The sequence below is a fragment of the Caulobacter sp. SRI_014 genome, from assembly GCF_057586315.1.
The window spans coordinates 1-18,273 of the sequence record NZ_JBYCZQ010000017.1 but is presented as its reverse complement, the minus strand read 5'-3'; the positions used below and the strand labels follow the sequence as shown (position 1 = coordinate 18,273).

Annotated in this window: 19 protein-coding genes and 1 pseudogene; 13 read left to right on the top strand and 7 right to left on the bottom strand. The window is 69.0% G+C overall.

Translation table 11 applies throughout. The features are described 5' to 3' along the window. The first annotated feature begins 73 nt into the window (after positions 1-73). Positions 74-2,506 (top strand): ATP-dependent helicase HrpB, encoded by a 2,433-nt coding sequence (hrpB, locus tag AC2YG9_RS22220; RefSeq protein WP_487300185.1) that lies wholly within the window; start codon positions 74-76, stop codon positions 2,504-2,506. On the opposite strand, the gene AC2YG9_RS22215 is transcribed toward hrpB, so the two are convergent. Both AC2YG9_RS22215 and AC2YG9_RS22210 read right to left on the bottom strand, forming a co-directional pair. After that, positions 2,503-3,306: a TrmH family RNA methyltransferase gene (locus AC2YG9_RS22215; protein WP_487300184.1), complete on the bottom strand. Its 804-nt coding sequence runs from the start codon at positions 3,304-3,306 to the stop codon at positions 2,503-2,505. The genes hrpB and AC2YG9_RS22215 overlap by 4 nt on opposite strands. Next, complete coding sequence (locus AC2YG9_RS22210) at positions 3,303-4,199, bottom strand: class I SAM-dependent methyltransferase (protein WP_487300183.1); 897 nt, start codon at positions 4,197-4,199, stop codon at positions 3,303-3,305. Before AC2YG9_RS22210 ends, AC2YG9_RS22215 begins: the two co-directional genes overlap by 4 nt. A 127-nt stretch (positions 4,200-4,326) precedes the next feature. Here AC2YG9_RS22210 and AC2YG9_RS22205 point away from each other — a divergent pair, with 127 nt between their 5' ends. Continuing rightward, on the top strand, positions 4,327-4,962 hold the full coding sequence (locus AC2YG9_RS22205) for a TetR/AcrR family transcriptional regulator (protein ID WP_487300182.1): 636 nt from the start codon (positions 4,327-4,329) through the stop codon (positions 4,960-4,962). Here AC2YG9_RS22205 and AC2YG9_RS22200 read toward each other — a convergent pair. Then, positions 4,959-5,097, bottom strand: a pseudogene (locus AC2YG9_RS22200) (hypothetical protein); the annotation flags it as partial. The gene AC2YG9_RS22205 and the pseudogene AC2YG9_RS22200 overlap by 4 nt on opposite strands. 16 nt (positions 5,098-5,113) lie before the next feature. On the opposite strand from AC2YG9_RS22200, the gene AC2YG9_RS22195 reads away from it, so the two are divergent. The 4 genes from AC2YG9_RS22195 to AC2YG9_RS22180 are packed head-to-tail and all read left to right on the top strand — an operon-like array spanning position 5,114 to position 8,422. Then, positions 5,114-5,914: an ABC transporter substrate-binding protein gene (locus AC2YG9_RS22195; RefSeq protein ID WP_487300181.1), complete on the top strand. Its 801-nt coding sequence runs from the start codon at positions 5,114-5,116 to the stop codon at positions 5,912-5,914. Further along, positions 5,911-6,894 (top strand): FecCD family ABC transporter permease, encoded by a 984-nt coding sequence (locus AC2YG9_RS22190; RefSeq protein ID WP_487300180.1) that lies wholly within the window; start codon positions 5,911-5,913, stop codon positions 6,892-6,894. The genes AC2YG9_RS22195 and AC2YG9_RS22190 overlap by 4 nt, the downstream gene beginning before the upstream one ends. Then, entirely contained in the window at positions 6,891-7,643 is a 753-nt protein-coding gene (locus AC2YG9_RS22185; protein WP_487300179.1) for an ABC transporter ATP-binding protein, read from the top strand. Before AC2YG9_RS22190 ends, AC2YG9_RS22185 begins: the two co-directional genes overlap by 4 nt. A gap of 11 nt (positions 7,644-7,654) precedes the next feature. Next, complete coding sequence (locus AC2YG9_RS22180; RefSeq protein WP_487300196.1) at positions 7,655-8,422, top strand: glutaminyl-peptide cyclotransferase; 768 nt, start codon at positions 7,655-7,657, stop codon at positions 8,420-8,422. A gap of 391 nt (positions 8,423-8,813) precedes the next feature. On the opposite strand, the gene AC2YG9_RS22175 is transcribed toward AC2YG9_RS22180, so the two are convergent. Further along, positions 8,814-10,850, bottom strand: coding sequence for a lytic transglycosylase domain-containing protein (locus AC2YG9_RS22175; RefSeq protein WP_487300178.1), 2,037 nt, complete (start codon positions 10,848-10,850; stop codon positions 8,814-8,816). A gap of 122 nt (positions 10,851-10,972) precedes the next feature. On the opposite strand from AC2YG9_RS22175, the gene dapA reads away from it, so the two are divergent. From dapA to AC2YG9_RS22160, 3 genes are all read left to right on the top strand, one after another. Next, the gene (gene dapA / locus AC2YG9_RS22170) at positions 10,973-11,857 is read left to right on the top strand and encodes a 4-hydroxy-tetrahydrodipicolinate synthase (RefSeq protein WP_487300177.1); all 885 of its coding nucleotides are present in this window, start codon (positions 10,973-10,975) and stop codon (positions 11,855-11,857) included. After that, a complete protein-coding gene (smpB, locus tag AC2YG9_RS22165) occupies positions 11,857-12,327 on the top strand; it encodes an SsrA-binding protein SmpB (protein WP_487300176.1) in 471 nt (156 codons plus the stop codon). Before dapA ends, smpB begins: the two co-directional genes overlap by 1 nt. A 73-nt stretch (positions 12,328-12,400) precedes the next feature. Beyond that, positions 12,401-12,787, top strand: a complete 387-nt coding sequence (locus AC2YG9_RS22160) for a hypothetical protein (protein WP_487300175.1) — start codon at positions 12,401-12,403, stop codon at positions 12,785-12,787. 2 nt (positions 12,788-12,789) lie between these two features. Here the strand turns inward: AC2YG9_RS22160 and AC2YG9_RS22155 are convergent, their stop codons facing one another. Continuing rightward, positions 12,790-13,437 carry a uracil-DNA glycosylase gene (locus AC2YG9_RS22155; RefSeq protein ID WP_487300174.1) on the bottom strand — a complete coding sequence of 216 codons (648 nt, stop codon included), beginning with the start codon at positions 13,435-13,437 and terminating at the stop codon, positions 12,790-12,792. Then, positions 13,434-14,036 (bottom strand): LabA-like NYN domain-containing protein, encoded by a 603-nt coding sequence (locus AC2YG9_RS22150; protein WP_487300173.1) that lies wholly within the window; start codon positions 14,034-14,036, stop codon positions 13,434-13,436. The genes AC2YG9_RS22155 and AC2YG9_RS22150 overlap by 4 nt, the downstream gene beginning before the upstream one ends. Before the next feature lie 22 nt (positions 14,037-14,058). Here AC2YG9_RS22150 and folK point away from each other — a divergent pair, with 22 nt between their 5' ends. Next, a complete protein-coding gene (gene folK / locus AC2YG9_RS22145; protein WP_487300172.1) occupies positions 14,059-14,562 on the top strand; it encodes a 2-amino-4-hydroxy-6-hydroxymethyldihydropteridine diphosphokinase in 504 nt (167 codons plus the stop codon). On the opposite strand, the gene AC2YG9_RS22140 is transcribed toward folK, so the two are convergent. After that, on the bottom strand, positions 14,559-15,032 hold the full coding sequence (locus AC2YG9_RS22140; protein WP_487300171.1) for a DUF1801 domain-containing protein: 474 nt from the start codon (positions 15,030-15,032) through the stop codon (positions 14,559-14,561). The genes folK and AC2YG9_RS22140 overlap by 4 nt on opposite strands. 85 nt (positions 15,033-15,117) lie before the next feature. Here AC2YG9_RS22140 and rpoZ point away from each other — a divergent pair, with 85 nt between their 5' ends. From rpoZ to AC2YG9_RS22125, 3 genes are all read left to right on the top strand, one after another. Next, a complete protein-coding gene (rpoZ, locus tag AC2YG9_RS22135) occupies positions 15,118-15,477 on the top strand; it encodes a DNA-directed RNA polymerase subunit omega (protein ID WP_487300170.1) in 360 nt (119 codons plus the stop codon). 119 nt (positions 15,478-15,596) lie between these two features. Further along, positions 15,597-17,762: a RelA/SpoT family protein gene (locus AC2YG9_RS22130; protein ID WP_487300169.1), complete on the top strand. Its 2,166-nt coding sequence runs from the start codon at positions 15,597-15,599 to the stop codon at positions 17,760-17,762. Positions 17,763-17,857: 95 nt separating this feature from the next. Next, the coding region (locus tag AC2YG9_RS22125; RefSeq protein ID WP_487300168.1) for a calcium-binding protein at positions 17,858-18,273 on the top strand (416 nt) is incomplete at its 3' end.

The window sequence follows — 18,273 nt, the reverse complement described above, 5'->3', positions numbered from 1 at the left end:
GTTAGCAGTAAAGTCGCGCCACGCAACGGCTTGCGGTGACGGCGCGGCAATCGGGCACTAAACGAACTGCGTAATGCTGCCCATCGAGGAAATCCTGCCCGCGCTGAGGGCCGTTCTGGACAGCGGCGTTAACGCCGTGGTCGTCGCCCCGCCCGGCGCCGGCAAGACGACGCGGGCGCCGCTGGCCCTGCTCGACCAGCCGTGGGCGGCCGGGAAGCTGATTCTGCTCGAGCCCCGCCGGCTGGCCGCCCGCGCCGCCGCCGCCCGCATGGCCGCGACGCTGGGCGAGCGGGTCGGGGAGACGGTCGGCTATCGCGTGCGGATGGATTCGAAGGTGTCGGCGAAGACCCGCATCGAGGTGGTCACCGAGGGCGTCTTCACCCGCATGATCCAGGACGACCCCGGTCTCGACGGGGTTTCGGCGGTCCTGTTCGATGAGTTCCACGAGCGCAGCCTCGACGCCGACCTGGGCCTGGCGCTGGCCCGCGACAGTCAGTCGCTGCTGCGCGAGGACCTGCGGCTACTGGTCATGTCGGCCACCCTCGACGGGGCGGCGGTGGCCCGGCTGCTGGACGGTGCGCCGGTTATCGAGAGCCAGGGCCGCGCCTTTCCGGTCGACACCCGCTACCTCGGCCGCGATCCGGCCGCCCGGCTGGAGGACCAGGTCGTCCGCGCTGTCCGCAAGGCGCTGGGCGAGGAAACCGGCAGCATCCTGGTCTTCCTGCCGGGGCAGGGCGAGATCCTCCGCACCCGCGACCGGCTGGCCGAGGCGGGCGTGCCGGCCAACGTCGACCTCTGCCCGCTGTTCGGCGCCCTCGACCCGCGTGAACAGGACGCCGCCATCAGCCCCGCGCCGGCGGGGCGGCGCAAGGTGGTGCTGGCCACTTCGATCGCCGAGACCAGCCTGACCATCGAAGGCGTCCGCGTCGTCATCGACAGCGGCTTCGCCCGCGTGCCGCGCTACGATCCGGCCAGCGGCCTGACCCGGCTGGAGACCGTCCGCGTCTCCCGCGCCGCCGCCGACCAGCGCCGCGGCCGAGCCGGCCGCACCGAGCCTGGCGTCTGCTACCGCCTGTGGGAGGAGCCCGAGACCCGCGCCCTGGTCCCCTTCGCCCGCCCGGAAATCCTCGAAGCCGACCTGTCGGGCTTCGCCCTGGACCTCGCGAGATGGGGCGCCCGCGACCCAGCCGACCTCGGCTTCCTCGACCCGCCCCCGGCCGGCGCTTTCAGCGAGGCCCGCAACCTCCTGACCCGTCTGGAGGCCCTCGATGAGGCCGGCGGCCTGACCGCCCACGGCAAGGCCCTCTCGGACCTGCCCCTGCCGCCGCGCCTCGCCCACATGGTCATCCGCGGCGCCGCCGGCGGTCAGGGCGAACTGGCGGCCCGAATCGCCGCCCTGCTGACCGAGCGGGGCCTCGGCGGCCGCGACCCCGACCTGCGCCACCGCCTCGAACAGTTCGAACGTGACCGCAGTCCCCGGGCCCGCGACGCCCGAACCCTCGCCGACCGCTGGGCCCGCGCCGCCGGACGGCCGCCGAAGCAGCCGCCGCTGGACGTCGGCCTGCTGCTGGCCGAGGCCTTCCCCGAACGCGTCGCCAAGGCGCGCGGCAAGGGTGGCGAGTTTCAGCTGGCCAGCGGCCGTGGCGCACACCTGGAATCCACCGACGCTCTGGCGCGGGAGCCCTGGCTGGCCATCGGCGAACTGGGCGGCGGCGCGGCCCGTGACCGCATCCTGCTGGCCGCGCCGCTCGATCCGGACAGCCTGCGGACGGCCTTTGCGTCGCGCCTGACCAACGAGGATCGCCTGGAGATCGAACCGGACGGCAAGGTCCGCGCCCGCCGCCTGGTCCGCCTCGACCGCCTGGTGCTGGAGGACCGGCTGGTCGACAAGCCCGACAAGGCGATGATCGCCGCCGCCCTGGCCGGCCACGTCCGCCGCGAAGGCCTCGCCAGCCTGCCGATCGGGGAGGGGACCGCCTCGCTGCTGGAACGGGTGCGCTTCCTCCACGCCCAGGACGCGACCTGGCCCGACTTTTCCGAAGCCGCCCTGATCGCCACCCTCGACGACTGGCTGACCCCGATCCTCGAAGGCCGCCGAACCCTCGCCAGCCTGACCGACAACGACCTCGAAAACGCCCTGCGCGTCCTCATCCCGTGGGACGTCCAGAAACGCATCGACGCCGCCGCCCCGGCCCGCTGGACCGCGCCAACGGGCTCACGCCTTGCCATCGACTATGCCGCCGAGGCCGGCCCGACGATCTCGGTGCGGGTGCAGGAACTCTACGGCGTCGAGGTCCATCCCAGCGTCGGCGGCGTCCCCCTGGTGCTGGCGCTGTTGTCGCCGGCCCACCGCCCGATTCAGGTCACCCGCGACCTGCCAGCCTTCTGGCGCGGGTCGTGGAAGGATGTGCGGACGGACATGAAAGGCCGATATCCCCGGCACGTCTGGCCGGAGGAACCCTGGAAGGCTGCGGCGACGACACGGGCCAAACCGCGCGGAACCTAGGCCAGCAACCGGTCGGTCACTGCGTAGATCATGATCCCCGTCGCCACGGACAGGTTCAGGCTGTCGGCCCGGCCGCGCATGGGGATCTTCACATTCACGTCGCAGGCGCTCGCCAGTTCCGGCGGCAGGCCCTGGGCTTCGTTGCCCATCAGGATCAGCGTCGGGGCGCGATAGTCGGCGTTGTGATGGCTCACGGTCGCGGTCAGCAGGGTCCCGACCACCGACCCCGGCCACTGGCCGCGCCAGGCCAGGAATTCCTCCGCCGTCGCCCGCGCCAGCGGCACGGCGAAGATCGAGCCCATGGTCGCCCGCACGCCCTCGACCGAGTAGGGATCGCAGCAGTCGCCGACCAGGATCACCCCGCCGCCTCCGGCCGCATCGACCGTCCGCACCACGGTGCCCAGGTTGCCCGGATCGCGCACCCGGTCCATCGCCACCCAGCAGACATTCGAGGTCGGCCGCAGACTGTCCAGCGCCACGAACCGTTGGCGGAAGATGGCGACCGCCGGCTGGGCGTTGTCCTTGCGGGCGATCTTCTCGAGGATTTCCGGCGTCACCTCGATGACCTCGCCCCCGGCCTGGGCGGTCGCCTCGGCCGCGCGGATCAGCAGCGGGTGGCTGGCGGCGGCCTTGCCGAACATCAGCACCTGCGGCGCCACGCCCTGGTCCACCGCCTCGGTGATGATCTTCAGCCCCTCGGCGAGGAACTGGCCGCTCTCCTCCCGGGTCTTGCGCATGTGCAGGGCGCGGGCGTGCTTGACCGTCTCGTTCGACAGGGATGTGACCTGTCTGAAATTCACTTCGACCATCTCGCGAAGAACGACAGGCCGATGCGGCGTTGACCGTCTTCCTGCTCCAGCGCCAGCTCGCCCCAGTCGATGACCCCGCCGCGCCCCTTGAGCTGGTCGGCCATCAGGCCCGACAGCGATGCCCCGGAAATCCTCGCCGCATAGGCGTTCATCAGCATGAAGGAGGCATCGGGGCTGAGCAGCTGGGTGCAGAGGTCCGACAGTTCCGGCAGGTCCTCGAACAGCCGCCAGGTCTCGCCGGTCGGACCGCGCCCGAACTTCGGCGGGTCGAGGATGATGCCGTCGTACTGCGCCCCGCGCCGCAGCTCGCGCTGCACATACTTGCGGGCGTCCTCGACCAGCCAGCGGACCGGCTTCTCGTCGAGCTTGCTGAGGATGGCGTTCTCCCGCGCCCAGGCGACCGACTTCTTGGAGGCGTCGACGTGGGTCACCTTCGCCCCCGCCGCCGCCGCGACCAGGCTGGCGACGCCGGTGTAGCCGAACAGGTTGAGGATGGTCAGCTGCTTCTTCGACGACCGGATGCGGGCATCCAGCCATTCCCAGTTGGCTGCCTGCTCGGGGAAGAAGGCCAGGTGGCGGAAGTTGGTGAAGCGGCTGTTGAACTTAGCTTCGCGCCAGCTCAACGGAAACAGCACCGGCGGCTGGCCGGCGAACTGCCAGCGGCCGTTCTCGTCCTCGTCTGTGGGATCGAAGACGGCGTCGGCCTTGTCCCATTCCTCTTTCGACAGGCGTGGGGCCCACAGGCACTGCGGCTCGGGCCGCACCACCTTGAAGCGGCCATAGCGCTCCAGCTTGCGGCCATGGCCACTGTCGATCAGGGCATAGTCGGCCCAGCCCTTGGTGGTCAGCAGAATGGGGGCGTCGGCGACGCGCGGGTTGCTCATGCGCGGGCATTAGCCGCAGGGGGTTCGAAGGTCCAGTATCCTGCCAATTGGGGGGAACAGTTGCGCCCCGTAGGTGATTCCCGTTTACTGTTCGGTTCGGGGACCAAAGCTGAGGGGAAACAACAGGGTGACGACGGTTCTCAAGAAGCCTCAGCGCTCGGCGCGGAAGCCCAAGGGCGACGGCCACATGCGTCGGGGGGAAATCCTCGAGGCGGCTCAGCGCATCTTCCTGGCCGAGGGCTATCAGGGGGCGACGATCCGCAAGATCGCCGACGAGGTGGGGGTCTCCTCGACGGCGCTCTACATGCACTTCAAGGACAAGGACGAGATCCTGCTGGAGATCAGCGACGGGGCGATCACCCGCCTGCTGGAGATCAACAGCGAGATTTCCGCGCGGCCGATCGACCCGGTGGTCCGGGTGCGGATGATGCTCGACGCCTACATGGCCTTCGCGCTGGAGAACCCCAACGCCTATCAGCTTGTGTTCTGCGCCCACACCGGGCTGATGAACGAGGAAAAGACCGAGGCGACCCAGGACCTGGGCGACCGCTGCTTCCAGAAGTTCATCGACGTGGTCAACGAGATCGCCGCCTCGGGCCGGCTGCGCACCGGCTCGGCCGAAAGCGCGGCGCAGGTTCTGTGGGCCTCCTGTCACGGCCTGGTCTCGCTGATCATCACCAAGCCCAAGTTCAACTGGGCCGACAGCGGCGAACTGCGCCAGGTGCTGCTCGACGGCATGCTGCACGGACTGGTGGCGGACTAGACTTGACCGGGTAAACCCCTTCCGTCATCCCGGGCGGGCCGAAGGGCCGACCCGGGACCCAGGGGGTGACAGAGTGCAAACCGAGACGCTTCGACCTGTGGCGGCAGCCGCCCCTGGGTCCCGGCTCTCCGCGCTGCGCGCTGCGGTCGGGATGACGGTGATAGGGGTCCTGGGGATAGCAGGCGCCGCCCAGGCCAATCCCCGCGTCGTCTCGCTCGACCAATGCGCCGATCAGTACGTCCTGGCCCTCAGTCCGCGTGAGACCATTGTCGGCTTGAGCTACCGGGCCGACGACGCAGACTCCCACCTGCGCGACCTGGCCCGGGGCCTGCCCCAACGGCGCATCACCACCGAAAGCATCATGGCCGCCCGACCGACCCTGGCGGTCCGCTACTGGGGCGGCGACGCGCGGCTGGAGGCCGCCCTGGCCGCCCATGGGGTCAAGGTCGTGAAGATCGAGGACGCCACCGACTTCGACGGGGTGCGGGCCAATGTCCGCACCGTCGCCGCCGCGCTGGGACAGCCAACGAAGGGCGAGGCCATCGTCGCCGACATGGACCGACGGCTGGCCGCTTCAAAGGACGCCTGGAAGGGCCAGTCCGGCCTCTACCTGACCCCAAGCGGCTACACGGCCGGGCAGGGGACCTTCATCGACCGCATCCTCGCCGCCGCCGGCATCGCCAACGCCGCGCCGCAGGCCGGCTTTGCCCCGGTGCGGCTTGAGGATGTCGTGCTCGGTCCCAGGCGCGGCTTCGTGCTCGGCTTTTTCGACCAACTGTCGGCCGCCTTCGAGCGTTGGGGCATGGGCCGCCACAAGGCGCTGCAGAAACGCCTGCCTGACCAGACCCTGGCCAGCCTGCCGGCCTCGGTTCTGAGCTGCCCGGCATGGTTCGCTGCTGAAGGCGCGGAAGCCCTGGCCCAATCCGCGCCGGGAAAGGCGTCGCCCAGATGAGCCGCACAGCGACGCTCGTCCTCGGCGGCCTCCTGGTCCTCGTCCTGCTCGCCGGCCTGCTGCTCGGCGAGACGGCCCTGACGCCCGCCCAGTACGCCCAGGCCTTTGCCGATCCCGGCTCGCCGCCCGGCGAGGTGCTTTGGACCATCCGCCTGCCGCGCGCCCTGATGGCGGCTCTGATCGGCGGCGGGCTCGGCCTGGCCGGGGCGGCCTTGCAAGGCCTGCTGCGCAATCCCCTGGCCGACCCGGGCGTACTAGGCGTCTCGGCCTTCGCCGGCCTCGGCGCCGCGCTCACCATTGCCCTGGGCCTCTCGGCCGTCTTCGGGGCGGTCGAGGCCGGCGCCCTTGTCGGCGCCCTGGCCGCCGGCCTGCTGGTCTCCGGTCTGGCGGCGCGGTTCCGCGAGCCCGAGGCGCTGATCCTGCTCGGCGTCTCCCTGTCCTCCCTCGGCGGCGCCCTGACGGCCCTGATCTTCAACTTCTCGCCCTCGCCGGTGGCCACGGCAGAGGTAATGAACTGGCTGCTGGGCTCGGTCGCCAACCGCGACTTCGGCGACATCTTTCGCGCCCTGATCCCCATGGCCATCGGCGCCGCCCTCTGCCTGTGGTCGGCGCGGGGTCTGACCATGCTGACCCTCGGCGAGGAAACCGCCGCCCTCAGCGGCCTGCCGATGGCCAGCCTGCGCACCGCCGCCGTGGCCGGGGCCGCGCTGATGACCGGGGCGGCTGTCGCGGCCGCCGGGGTGGTCGGCTTCGTCGGCCTGGCCGCGCCGCACCTGGTCCGCCGCCTCGCCGGCGACGACCCCGGCAAGCTGCTCGTTCCCTCGGCCGTGGCCGGGGCCATCCTGCTGACCGCCGCCGACCTGATCAGCCGCGTCCTGCCCAGCGAACAGGAGCTCAAGCTCGGCGTCGTCACAGCCCTGGTCGGCGCGCCGCTGTTCGCCCTCGTCGCCTGGCGCGCCTCGCGGAGCTGGCGGGCATGAGCTGGTCCTTCACCGATATTCACGCCGGCCCGGACGGCCGGCCAGTGCTGCAGGGCGCGAGTCTCTCGGTCGCCCCCGGCGAGTTGGTTGGCGTGCTCGGCCCCAACGGCGCAGGCAAGACCACCCTGCTGCGCGCCGGTCTCGGCCTGCTGCCTCTGAAATCGGGCCAGGTGCGCCTCGCCGGAAAGCTGATCGAGGATCTCAAGCCCGCCGAGCGCGCCCGCGCCGCCGGCTACCTGCCCCAGGAACGGCGGGTCGGCTGGAACCTGGCCACCCTGCGCATTGTCGAACTGGGCGCACCCGACCTGCCCGAAGGCCAGGCCCAGGCCCTGGCCAGCGCCTGTCTGACCCGCGTCGGCCTCGCCGGCTTCGAGGGCCGGGGCGTGCTCGACCTCTCGGGCGGCGAACGGGCCCGCGTCCTGCTGGCCCGATTGCTCGCCACCCGCGCTCCGCTGCTGGTCGCCGACGAGCCGACCGCCGGCCTCGATCCCGACGCCCAGTTCCTGGCCCTCGACCTGCTGGCCCAGGAGGCCGCAAAGGGCGCCGCCGTTGTCCTGACCTTGCATGACCTGGCCCTGGCCGCCCGGGTCTGCGGCCGCGTCATCGTTCTGCACAGGGGCCGCGTCGCCGCCGACGGTCCGCCGCGCGAGGTCCTGACGCCCGCCACCCTGCGCGCCGTCTTTGGCCTCGACGGCGCCTTCATCGAGACCGAGGATGGCCCCGTCCTCGTCACCCGACGCGCCTCCTGAGGTTCCGCTTGCTGCTCGCCCGCGCCCTTGCCGTCCTGCTGTTGCTGGTCCCCGCCGCCGCGGCCGCGCAGGAGCGGGCGCCGATCCAGTCCTATGAGGTGATCGCCAGCTTTCCGCACGACGCCCGCGCCTTCACCCAGGGCCTCTTCGTCGAGGACGGCGTCCTCTACGAAAGCACCGGGCTGGAGGGGCGCTCCGCCATTCGCAAGGTCGACCTGGCCACCGGCAAGGTGCTGCAGAAGCGCGATCTCGACCCGAAGTATTTCGGCGAGGGCATCGTTGCCTGGAAGGGAAGGCTGATCGAGCTGACCTGGAAGGATGAGATCGGTTTCATCTACGATCTCAAGACCTTCGAGCCGAAGGGTACGTTCAGCTATACAGGCGAGGGCTGGGCCCTGACCCACGACGGCAAGCGGATCATCATGAGCGACGGCACCGCCCAGCTGCGCTTCCTCGACCCCGAAACCCTCAAGGAAATCGGCCGCATCACCGTCACCGACGGCGGAGGCGAGATCAACAACCTCAATGAGATCGAATGGATCGAAGGCGAGGTCTGGGCCAACATCTGGCAGACCGACTGGATCGCCCGGATCGATCCCACGACCGGCAAGGTCAAGGCCTGGATCGACATGTCGGGCCTCCTGCCGGCCCTCGACCGCACCGGCGGCGAGGATGTGCTGAACGGCATCGCCTACGACGCCAAGGCCAGGCGGGTGCTGGTGACGGGCAAGTTCTGGCCGAAGCTGTATGAGATCAGAGTGAAAGAGCAGGCGCCCTAGGGGCGAACTGAAATTCCCAGGAGGCGCTCGGCTTGGTCCAGGCCTTGATCGGCCCCGCGTACGTTCTCTTTGAAGGTGTCGCGTGAGGTCCCGGCGAACAGCCTGTCGCAGCTATCATATGCGAAGTGGTGCCATGTGAGGATCAGCACCGCGTCGGGCCGCTTCGTCTGGAGCACCCTGTAGGCGATGCCCAGCCGCTTCCGCAGCCTCTCTACGCGCCGAGCGCGCTGACGGTCGCCACAGACCTGGATGTCGGCGAGCTGGATAGCCTGCCCAACGCCATCGAGCAGCGCCGCCTCGGGGCTTACAGGGGTATCTGCTCCGGCTGCAGCGGCAGGTGAAGCCACGCAAAAAAGGACAAGAACCAGGAGCGCCAGCCTACGGACCTGTATCACAGGCCCGTCCCGGAGGCCGAACCGCCCCGCCGAAGGTCCGCCGACAGGGTCAGCGGCGTTGTCCCGCCGTTCAGCCGCGCCCGGTAGACCTGCATCGTTTCCAGTGTCCGCATCACATAGTTCCGCGTCTCGCTGAACGGGATGCACTCGATGTAGTTCAGCGGGTCCGACGACCTTGGATCGCCGCAGGACGCCATCCACTGCCCAGGCCGTCCCGGCCCGGCGTTGTAGCCGGCGGCGGCCATCGCGTAGCTGCCCCCAAAGTTGCCGGTCATGTCGCCCAGGTACCGCGACCCCAGCTTCATGTTGAACGTCCCGTCGAACAGCCGGTCGGTGGAATACTCCTCCCCCAGCAGCCGGGCGGTGTCGCGGCCCGTGCCGTCGAGCAGCTGCATCATCCCCATGGCGCGGGCTCCGGACTGGGCGCGGGGGTCGAAGTTGCTTTCCTGGCGGGCGATGCTCAGCACGAAGGCCGGCTCTGCGGCGCCGGGCACCACAGGCACCGACAGGACCGGATAGCCGCGCTCGGGCAGGATGAAGCCGCGCTGGGCCGCTGTGCGCACCGCCCGCATCCCCAGGTCTTGGTCGCCGCCCGACCGCGCCAGATCGACCAGCAGGGCGGCCTCGGCGGCGGTCGGCAGCACATCGTCGGTGTGCATCACGAAGGCGCGGAACTGCTCCTTCATGCCGAACCCCTGCAGCAGCCGCGCCGCCCGGACGATCTCGCGCCCGTCGAAGCGGCTGCGGTCGGCCTGGGTGATCTGTGGGTCCTTGCCGAGGGTCAGGCTGGTTACCCCGGCCTTCTCGGCGGCGAGCTGGCCGTAGAAGACGGTAATGTGCCGCGCGCCCTGTTTGTAGAAGGCGTCCGCCTCCGCCATCTTGCCCAAGGCCTCGGCGGCCCGGCCCTGCCAGTAGAGGGCGCGGCCCTGAGTGATCGGCGAAACCCCCGCCGCCGCCAGCTTGGCGAAGTGGCGCTCGGCGCCGGCCGCGTCGCTGAGTTTGGTCAGCGACAGCCAGCCCGCATAGAACTCGGCTTCCGCCGCATCGGCCCCGGTGGTCATCCCGCAGTCGCGGGCGATGTTGTAGGCGGCGCGGTAGTTGCCGGCCTGCAAGGCGCTGACGATCATCCGCCGCTTGTCAGGCCAGCTGCGGGCAGCGGCGTCCTCGGTCGGCGCCCCCTTGATCCCCGCCGACAGGGCGAAGGCCTGCGAGGCCTGGCCGCGCTTGTAGTAGTAAAGCGCCTGTTCCCAGACCACGCCCGGATGCTGCCGCTGCTCGGCGCTCAGCGCTGCGACCATCGCCCCCGCATCGGTCCGACCTGATCGCAGCGCGATGCGGGCCTCGGCCAGCGCCTTGTCCGGTCCGGTCAGCGTCGCCGCCAGCTCCTGCGCCGCTGGCCCCTGCGGACCCCACAGCAACAGGTCGGCGCGGGCGCTGTTCTCGGCCTCGGACAGATAGCCGCCGAAGCGGGTGCGCATGGCCACCTGCTGGTCGACCTCGAACAGCTTCGTGGTCCACCAACGCTGGATCAGGGCCCGGGCCTGCAGCTCATAGCCGGTGGCCTTGAGGGCGCCGGCCAGGGCCATGGCGCCCTGGGCCGTGGCCGGCTCGCCGCCGCCGAACCAGTCGACGATCTTTTGGGGCGGCAGGTTGCTGGTTTCGAGCAGCTTCTCGGCTGCGATCTGGCGCCCCTGCGCGCGGGGCCAGCCGGCCAGGTCGCGCCGCGCCGAGTCGGCCTCGAAGAAGCTCATCGAGTCCGGAGCCCCGTCGGCCAGGGCCCAGACGGCGATCTTGCGGGCCAGGGGATCGTTGATGCCGGCGATGGCAGTGCGCACCTGGGCGCCGTCGCCGGCCTTGGCGGCCGTGAAGGCCAGCTGCAGGTATTGGGCGTCGCCGTCGCCGGCCATCTGATAGCCGGGCAGCGGCGGCGCGCTCAGCCGGACGGGCGCCTGGGTCAGGCCCGAACCGGCCGCCAGCAACGCCGTGATCGCCACGCCGCCCGCCAGCCAGACAGTCCTTGCGCCGATCCTCAACCCAATCCCTCCCGAACAATCACATCCCCCGCCCATTGCGAAGCAACAGGCCCCCTCATATTGTCCGCCCCCAATCCATAGCCGCAAGCTATTGCGGCGATCTGACGGCCATTTTACCCGCTATGTTCCAATCCCCCTTCAAGGGCGTCCTGCCGGCCCTGGTGACCCCGTTCCGCAACGGCGCGGTCGATGAGAAAGCCTTCGTCGAGCTGGTCGAGCGCCAGATCGCCGGCGGCGTGCACGGCCTCGTGCCCGTCGGCACCACCGGCGAGACCGCCACCCTCAGCCATGAGGAGCACCGGCGGGTCGTCGAACTGTGCATCCAGACCGCCAAAGGCCGGGTCCCGGTCATCGCCGGCGCGGGCAGCAACTCGACGGCCGAGGCCATCGAGCTGGCCCAGCACGCCAAGGCCGTCGGCGCCGACGCCGCCCTGATCGTCTCGCCCTACTACAACCGGCCGAGCCAGGAGGGTATCTACCAGCACTACAAGGCGATCAACGACGCCGTGCAGCTGCCCGTGGTGGTCTACAACGTGCCCAGCCGCACCGGCTCGGACATGTCGAACGAGGTGCTGGAGCGCCTGTCGAAACTGCCCAACATCGTGGGGATCAAGGACGCCTCGGGCGACATCGGCCGGATGTCGCAGCAACGGGTCACCTGCGGCGAAGAGTGGATCATGCTGTCGGGCGACGACCCGAATGGCGTGGGTTACGTCGCCCAGGGCGGCCACGGCTGCATCTCGGTGACGGTCAACGTCGCCCCGGAAGCCTGCAGCGCCATGTACAACGCCTGCCTGGCCGGCGATTTCGAAACCGCCCGCTACTGGCAGGACCGCCTGATCCTGTTGCACAAGGCGCTGTTCGCCGACGCCTCGCCCAGCCCGACGAAGTTCGCCCTGGCGACCCTTGGGCTCTGCTCGGAAGAGTGCCGCCTGCCGATCAGCCCCTGTTCCGAGTCCGCCCGCGCCCAGGTCCTTGACGGCATGCGAGCCGCCGGCGTGCTCTGATGGCGGCGAAGAAAACCAGCGGCGGCCTGATTGCGGAGAACCGCCGGGCCCGGTTCGACTATTTCCTCGAGGATCCGATCGAGGCCGGCATCATGCTGCTCGGCACCGAAGTGAAGTCCCTGCGCAACGGCCGGGCCAACATCGCCGAGTCCTACGCGGCGGTCGAAAACAACGCGATCGTGCTGATCAACGCCGACATCCCGCCCTATGCGGGCGGCAACCGCTTCAACCACGAGCCCCGGCGGCCCCGGAAGCTGCTGCTCAAGAGCAAGCAGATCGAAAGGCTGATCGGCGCGGTGCAGCGCGAAGGCCGCACCATCATTCCGACCAAGCTGTACTGGAACGACAAGGGCCTGGCGAAGCTTGAGCTGTGCCTGGCCAAGGGCAAGAAGCTGCACGACAAGCGCGAAGCCACGGCCGAACGCGACTGGCAGCGCGACAAGGCCCGACTGCTCAAGGACCACGGCTGATCCCCCCGATCGGAGGATGCGCGATCCGGATTGCGGCCACATGCTTGGGCCAAAGCCGTGCAGGAGCCGACCTTTGCGCAAGATCCTTTTCGCCGCCGTCCTCGCGGGCCTGGCCGCCGCCGCTCCGGCCCATGCCTGGCAAGGCGGCCGGCTGCTCTTTGTCCACAGCCTGTCGGACCCGGTAAAGATTTCGATCGACGGCGTTTCCCTGGGGGCCGTGGCGCCGGACGGCAACCTGGACCGGCCGCTGGCCGCCGGCGTTCACACCATCACCGTGGAGACGGCCTCCGGGGAGCGCCGTTCGGCAACATGGACCTTCCGGCCCGAAACCCTGGCTGACGCCAAGGGCGCCCGCTACTGGTGCGTCTATCTGCAGAAGGGCGAAACGGCCAAGGTGGCCGGCGTATTCACCGTCATCCAGCAGGATTTCTGCGGCATGATGGTCGAGGCGCCCGCCTGAAATCAGGCCTCGATCAGCTCGCGAACCCGTTTGAAGATATCCTCGAACATCGCCGGCGTCAGCCGTCCGGTGTTCGTGTTCAGCCGCGAGCAGTGATAGCTGTTGATCACCCGGTAGGGCCCGGCGTCGAACTCCGACCCGTGCCCCGGAGCGCCCGTTGAGCCCTTCAGATTGAGCGCCCGCAACAGGCTGCGCCGTGAGACGTCACCCAGGGTGACGATGACCTTCAGGTTCGGCATGGCCGCCAGGGTGTTCACGAAGAACGGCCGGCAGGCCTTTTCCTCCGACGTCTCCGGCTTGTTTAGCGGCGGGGCGCAACGCACCGCGTTGGTGATCATGCAGTCGGTCAGCCGCAGCGTATCGTCGGGCCGCGCCTCATAGGTCCCGGTCGCGAACCCGGTCTTCTTCAGGGTGTCGTAGAGCAGCCAGCCGGCATGGTCGCCGGTGAACGGCCGCCCCGTCCGGTTGGCCCCGGTGCGGCCCGGCGCCAGCCCGGCTACCATCAGCCGCCCGTTCCAGTCACCGAAAGACGGGGCAGGGCCGTTGTACCAGGTGGGTTCCTTGCGCTGGTTCTCGCGCCGGTATTCGACCAGGCGGGGGCAGCGCGGACAGTCGCGCGGCGGCTCAGGCGAGGTGAGATCGACACTCACAGTTCATCCTCCGCCTCGATCTCGGCCCGGGTGCGGTTGTCATAGCCGCCGCCACGATGGGCCGGCGCGCGGCCTGGCCGGCCAATGACGTCACCCAGGTCGGCCAGGTCGATGAAGTGATCCGCCTGCCGGCGCAGGTCATCGCTGATCATCGGCGGCTGGCTCTTCACGGTCGACACCACACTGACCCGCACGCCCTTGCGCTGCACGGACTCGACCACCGCCCGGAAATCCCCGTCGCCGCTGAACAGCACCAGATGATCAGCCGCCTCCGCCATCTCCATCATGCCCACGGCGATCTCGACATCCATGTCGCCCCGCCAGCGGTCGCGCCCTTGCGCGTCGGTGAACTTGCGGGCCGTCTTGGTCACCAGGGTGAAGCCGTTGTAGTCCAGCCAGTCGACCAGCGGCTTGATCGGCGAGTAGTCGTCGCCTTCGACAATGGCGGTGTAGTAGTAGGCCCGGATCAGCACCCCGCGCCGGCGAAACTCGTCCAGCAGCTTGCGGTAGTCGATGTCGAAGCCCAGGGCCTTGGCCTGGGAATAGAAGTTGGCGCCGTCGATGAACAGGGCCAGCTTCTCGGTCGGATAAAAGGTCACGGTTTCAAATCCTTGGATCAAAATGCTTAAGTTCGATGACGCCGTGATCGTCGCCCTCGGGAGTAATCTTCCCGGCGACTATCCCGACGGTCCGGCCCTGCTGGAGGCGGCGCTTGACGCCTTCCCCGCCCACGGCCTGACGGTGGTCGCAAGGTCGGGCTGGTGGCGCTCTGCCGCCTGGCCCGATCCGGCGATGCCTGCCTATACGAACGGCGTCGTCATTGTCGAGACGACGCTGGATGTGGCGGACACCCTGTCCGCCCTGCATGCCATCGAGGCGGACTTCGGCCGGGTCCGGCATGAGGCCAACGCGGCGCGCACGCTCGATCTCGACCTGATCGCCCATGGCCGGACGGTGACCGGGGAGGGGGCCGTACGGGTTCCTCACCCCAGGGCGCATGAGCGGCGCTTCGTCATGGGGCCGTTGGCGCAACTCGCGCCAGCATGGCACCACCCCGTGTCGGGCAACACGGCTGACGCCCTGGCCGCGAAGGCGACCGTCGGCGCCGACGCCGACCCGATCTAGATCGTCGGCCGTCTCGGCCGCTGCTTGGCCGACACCGACTTCACCACCATCCGCCCGGCCGGCGAATCGGGGACCGCCACCGGTGTCCGCTCCAGCGCCTGATCGATCAGCGCTACGATGGTCGGATCGTCCAGCATCTCCGGCCCGGTCAGCCGAACGTGCCGCACCCGATTGCCGCCGCCCTTCAGCACCCCGCCGGGATCATCCAGCCCCGCCCCCCGCAGGAAGCACAGCGTCACATGTTTCGGCAGCGCCAGCACCGACAGCACCGCGTCCGACACCCGCGTCGGCGGGCCGAAACCGGCCACCAGGCCCTGATAATTGTCGTAGATCATCACATCGGCTCCGGGCATCCGGGCCCTCAACCGCTCGACGCAGTCCAGGAACTGCGCCGCAATATGCGGCTCATACTTCGCGGCGAACCCCGCCAGGGCTGCCACCGCCTCACTCTCGCCCCCATGACCGCTCATCTTGCGACCTCATCTTGCGGCGTTGCACAATAGCGCGCAAAACACTATGTAGCCCGGTTCCACCGGCACCCCTGAAGAGAATTCCATGGCTCGCGTCACCGTCGAAGACTGCATCGAGAAGGTTCCCAACCGCTTTGGTCTGGTCCTGCTGGCCGCCCATCGCGCCCGGGGCATCTCGGCCGGCGCGGCCCTGATGGTCGACCGCGACAACGACAAGAACCCCGTCGTCGCCCTGCGGGAGATCGCCGACGACGTGGTCGACAACGACGGCCTGAAGGAACACCTGATCACCACGCTGCAACGCGTCGATGAGCGGACCGAGGCCGAGGAAGAGGCGGAAACCGTCGCCCTGCTGTCGGATCCGACCCACATGCAGATGAGCGAAGCGGAACTGATCCGCGCGCTGCAAAGCGACCGCGACGGCGGTCAGGAGGAGCGGTACTGAGCCCCGAAGGCTCAGAACCCCTCATTCTGGAGGCGGCCGAAGAGGCCGCCCCCCAAACTCTCACGCCTGAAGCGCCGAAACCGACCGCCGCCCAGAAGGTGGCCGCGCGGCCCAAATACATGCGCCAGTACGAGCTCATCGAGCGCGTCCGCGCCTATGAGCCCGACGCCGACGAGGCGCTGCTCAACAAGGCCTATGTCTACGCCGTCCGCATGCACGGCTCCCAGACCCGGGCCTCCGGCGATCCCTACTTCGCCCATCCGGTGGAAGTCGCCGGGATCCTCACCGAGTACCGGCTCGACACCGCCTCGATCATCACCGCCCTGCTGCACGACGTCATCGAGGACACCTCGGCGACCCGGCAGGACATCGAGAACCTGTTCGGGGCCGAGGTCGCCGAACTGGTCGAAGGCGTCACCAAGCTCTCCAAGCTGGAACTGACCGCCGACTACGCCCGCCAGGCCGAAAACCTGCGCAAGTTCATCCTCGCCATCTCCAAGGACGTCCGCGTCCTGCTGGTGAAACTGGCCGACCGCCTGCACAACATGCGGACGCTGCATTTCATCCAGAAGCCGGCCAAGCGCGAGCGCATCGCCCGCGAGACGCTGGACATCTACGCCCCGCTGGCCCGAAACATCGGCTGTCACCGCATCTGTTCGGAGCTGGAGGAGCTGGCCTTCGAACAGCTCAACCCGATGGCCCGCACGGCCATCATCCGCCGCCTGGAAGTGCTGCGCGGGGAACAGGGCAAGGCGGTTTCGACGGTCAGCGGCGACATCGCCAGGCTGCTGGACAACGACGGCATCGCCAACCGGGTCTTCGGCCGCGAGAAGAACGCCTTCTCCATCTGGCGCAAACTGCAGCGCAAATCGGTCGGCTTCTCGCAGCTTTCCGACATCTACGCCTTCCGCGTCATCGTCGACTCCGAGGCCGACTGCTACCGCGCCCTCGGTCTGATCCACCGCGCCTGGCCCTGCGTGCCCGAGCGGTTCAAGGACTTCATCTCGACGCCCAAGCGCAACAACTACCGCTCGATCCACACCACGGTCATCGGCCCCAAGGGCATGCGCATCGAGATGCAGATCCGCACCGAGGCCATGGACCGCGTGGCCGAGGACGGCGTCGCCGCCCACTGGCGCTACAAGAACCAGTCCTACGGCTTCGACGCCGAACATATGGAAGCCGAGGGCGGCCGCGACCCCCTTCACAACCTGCGCCAGCTGGTTGCCGTCCTCGAACACGGCGGCGACGCCGAGGACCTGGTCGAGCACGCCAAGCTCGAGATGTTCCTCGACCAGACCTTCGCCTTCACCCCGAAGGGCAAGCTGGTCAGCCTGCCGCGCGGCGCCATGCCCCTGGACTTCGCCTACGCCGTCCACACCGACGTCGGCGACAGCACCATCGGCGCCAAGATCAACGGCGAGCTGAAGCCGCTGCGCACCCCGCTGGTCAACGGCGATGTTGTCGAGATCATCAAGGGCGCCAAACCCGCCGTGCCGCCGGACTGGCGCAGCCTTACCGTCACCGGCAAGGCCCGCAGCGCCATCCGCCGCCACATCCGCCAGACCGAGAAGGAAGAGTTCCTGCGTCTCGGCAAGGCCGCCCTGTTCCAGGCCTTCGAGCGCGTCGGCAAGAGCCGCACCGGCGTCTCCCTGCGCCCGGCCGTCGAGCGGCTGAGCGTCGCCACTGACGACGAACTCTACGACGCCATCGGCCGCGGCCGCATCACCCCGATGCAGGTCATGGAGATCGTCTTTCCGGGCCTGGACGACACCGCCCGCGCCGCCGCCGTCGCCCGCCGCCCCATCGAGGACGGCCAGGCCTCGCGCATCTTCGTGCGCGGCGCCGGTCTGCTGCCGGGTGTCACCCTGCACTTCATGCCCTGCTGCACCCCGGTGCCCGGCGACCGCATCGTGGGCATCATCCGCGAGGGGGTGAACGAGGTCGATGTCCACACCATCGACTGCCGTACCCTGGCGCAATACGAGGACCAGGGCGACCGCTGGCGGGATCTCGCCTGGACCCCCGAGGCCGAGCGCAACACCGTCAGCCGCGCCAGGCTGCGTGTCACCATCCTCAACACCCCCGGGGTGCTGGGCGAGGTCTGCACCATCATCGGCGAAGCCGGCGGCAACATCGTTGGCCTGAAGATGACCCACCGCCAGGAAGACGTCTTCGACGTCGACGTCGATCTGGACGTGACGGACAACCGCCACATCACCACGCTGATCGCGGCCCTGCGGGCCAACCCGAACGTCGAAGGCGCCGAACGGCCGATGGGCTGAATCCCGTCGTTGTCGGCGGGCGGGCAACAACAAACTGTCTAAACTTTGGCGAGTATCGCGTGTAGCCTCCGAGCCTCTCTGTATGGGGCGGGACCATGGCGGATCTGGTTGGCACTGCTGACGGAAATAATATCGCAGGCACCATTGGCAATGATCTGATCCAGGGGCGTGAAGGAAACGACTATCTGAGCGGCGGGGCGGGCGACGACCTCCTTGAGGGAGGCGAGGGCAACGATAGTCTTGACGGAAGTTTTGGTGACGACAGTCTGTACGGCGGGGCTGGTGACGACGTCCTAAGCGACGAATACGGAAGCAATAATTTTCACGGCGGCGACGGGAACGACAACATCGTCGCACGTGGAAACGCGATTATTGATGCCGGATCTGGTTCTGATCGCATCCAGGCGACTGGTGGCGAAATCTCGATAACTACGGGAGCAGGATCAGACACGGTCGTCATCGGACCGTATGCTTCCGTTCTCGTAACTGATTTTGTGGCTGGGGCGGGTGG

Excerpts from the sequence above, each read along its gene's own strand:
- smpB (WP_487300176.1), top strand. The coding sequence starts at position 11,857 with ATGGCGGCGAAGAAAACCAGCGGCGGCCTGATTGCGGAGAACCGCCGG.
- folK (WP_487300172.1), top strand. The coding sequence starts at position 14,059 with ATGCTTAAGTTCGATGACGCCGTGATCGTCGCCCTCGGGAGTAATCTT.
- AC2YG9_RS22195 (WP_487300181.1), top strand. The coding sequence starts at position 5,114 with ATGACGGTGATAGGGGTCCTGGGGATAGCAGGCGCCGCCCAGGCCAAT.
- hrpB (WP_487300185.1), top strand. The coding sequence starts at position 74 with ATGCTGCCCATCGAGGAAATCCTGCCCGCGCTGAGGGCCGTTCTGGAC.
- AC2YG9_RS22190 (WP_487300180.1), top strand. The coding sequence starts at position 5,911 with ATGAGCCGCACAGCGACGCTCGTCCTCGGCGGCCTCCTGGTCCTCGTC.
- dapA (WP_487300177.1), top strand. The coding sequence starts at position 10,973 with ATGTTCCAATCCCCCTTCAAGGGCGTCCTGCCGGCCCTGGTGACCCCG.
- AC2YG9_RS22130 (WP_487300169.1), top strand. The coding sequence starts at position 15,597 with ATGCGCCAGTACGAGCTCATCGAGCGCGTCCGCGCCTATGAGCCCGAC.
- AC2YG9_RS22210 (WP_487300183.1), bottom strand. The coding sequence starts at position 4,199 with ATGAGCAACCCGCGCGTCGCCGACGCCCCCATTCTGCTGACCACCAAG.
- AC2YG9_RS22140 (WP_487300171.1), bottom strand. The coding sequence starts at position 15,032 with ATGAGCGGTCATGGGGGCGAGAGTGAGGCGGTGGCAGCCCTGGCGGGG.
- AC2YG9_RS22185 (WP_487300179.1), top strand. The coding sequence starts at position 6,891 with ATGAGCTGGTCCTTCACCGATATTCACGCCGGCCCGGACGGCCGGCCA.
- rpoZ (WP_487300170.1), top strand. The coding sequence starts at position 15,118 with ATGGCTCGCGTCACCGTCGAAGACTGCATCGAGAAGGTTCCCAACCGC.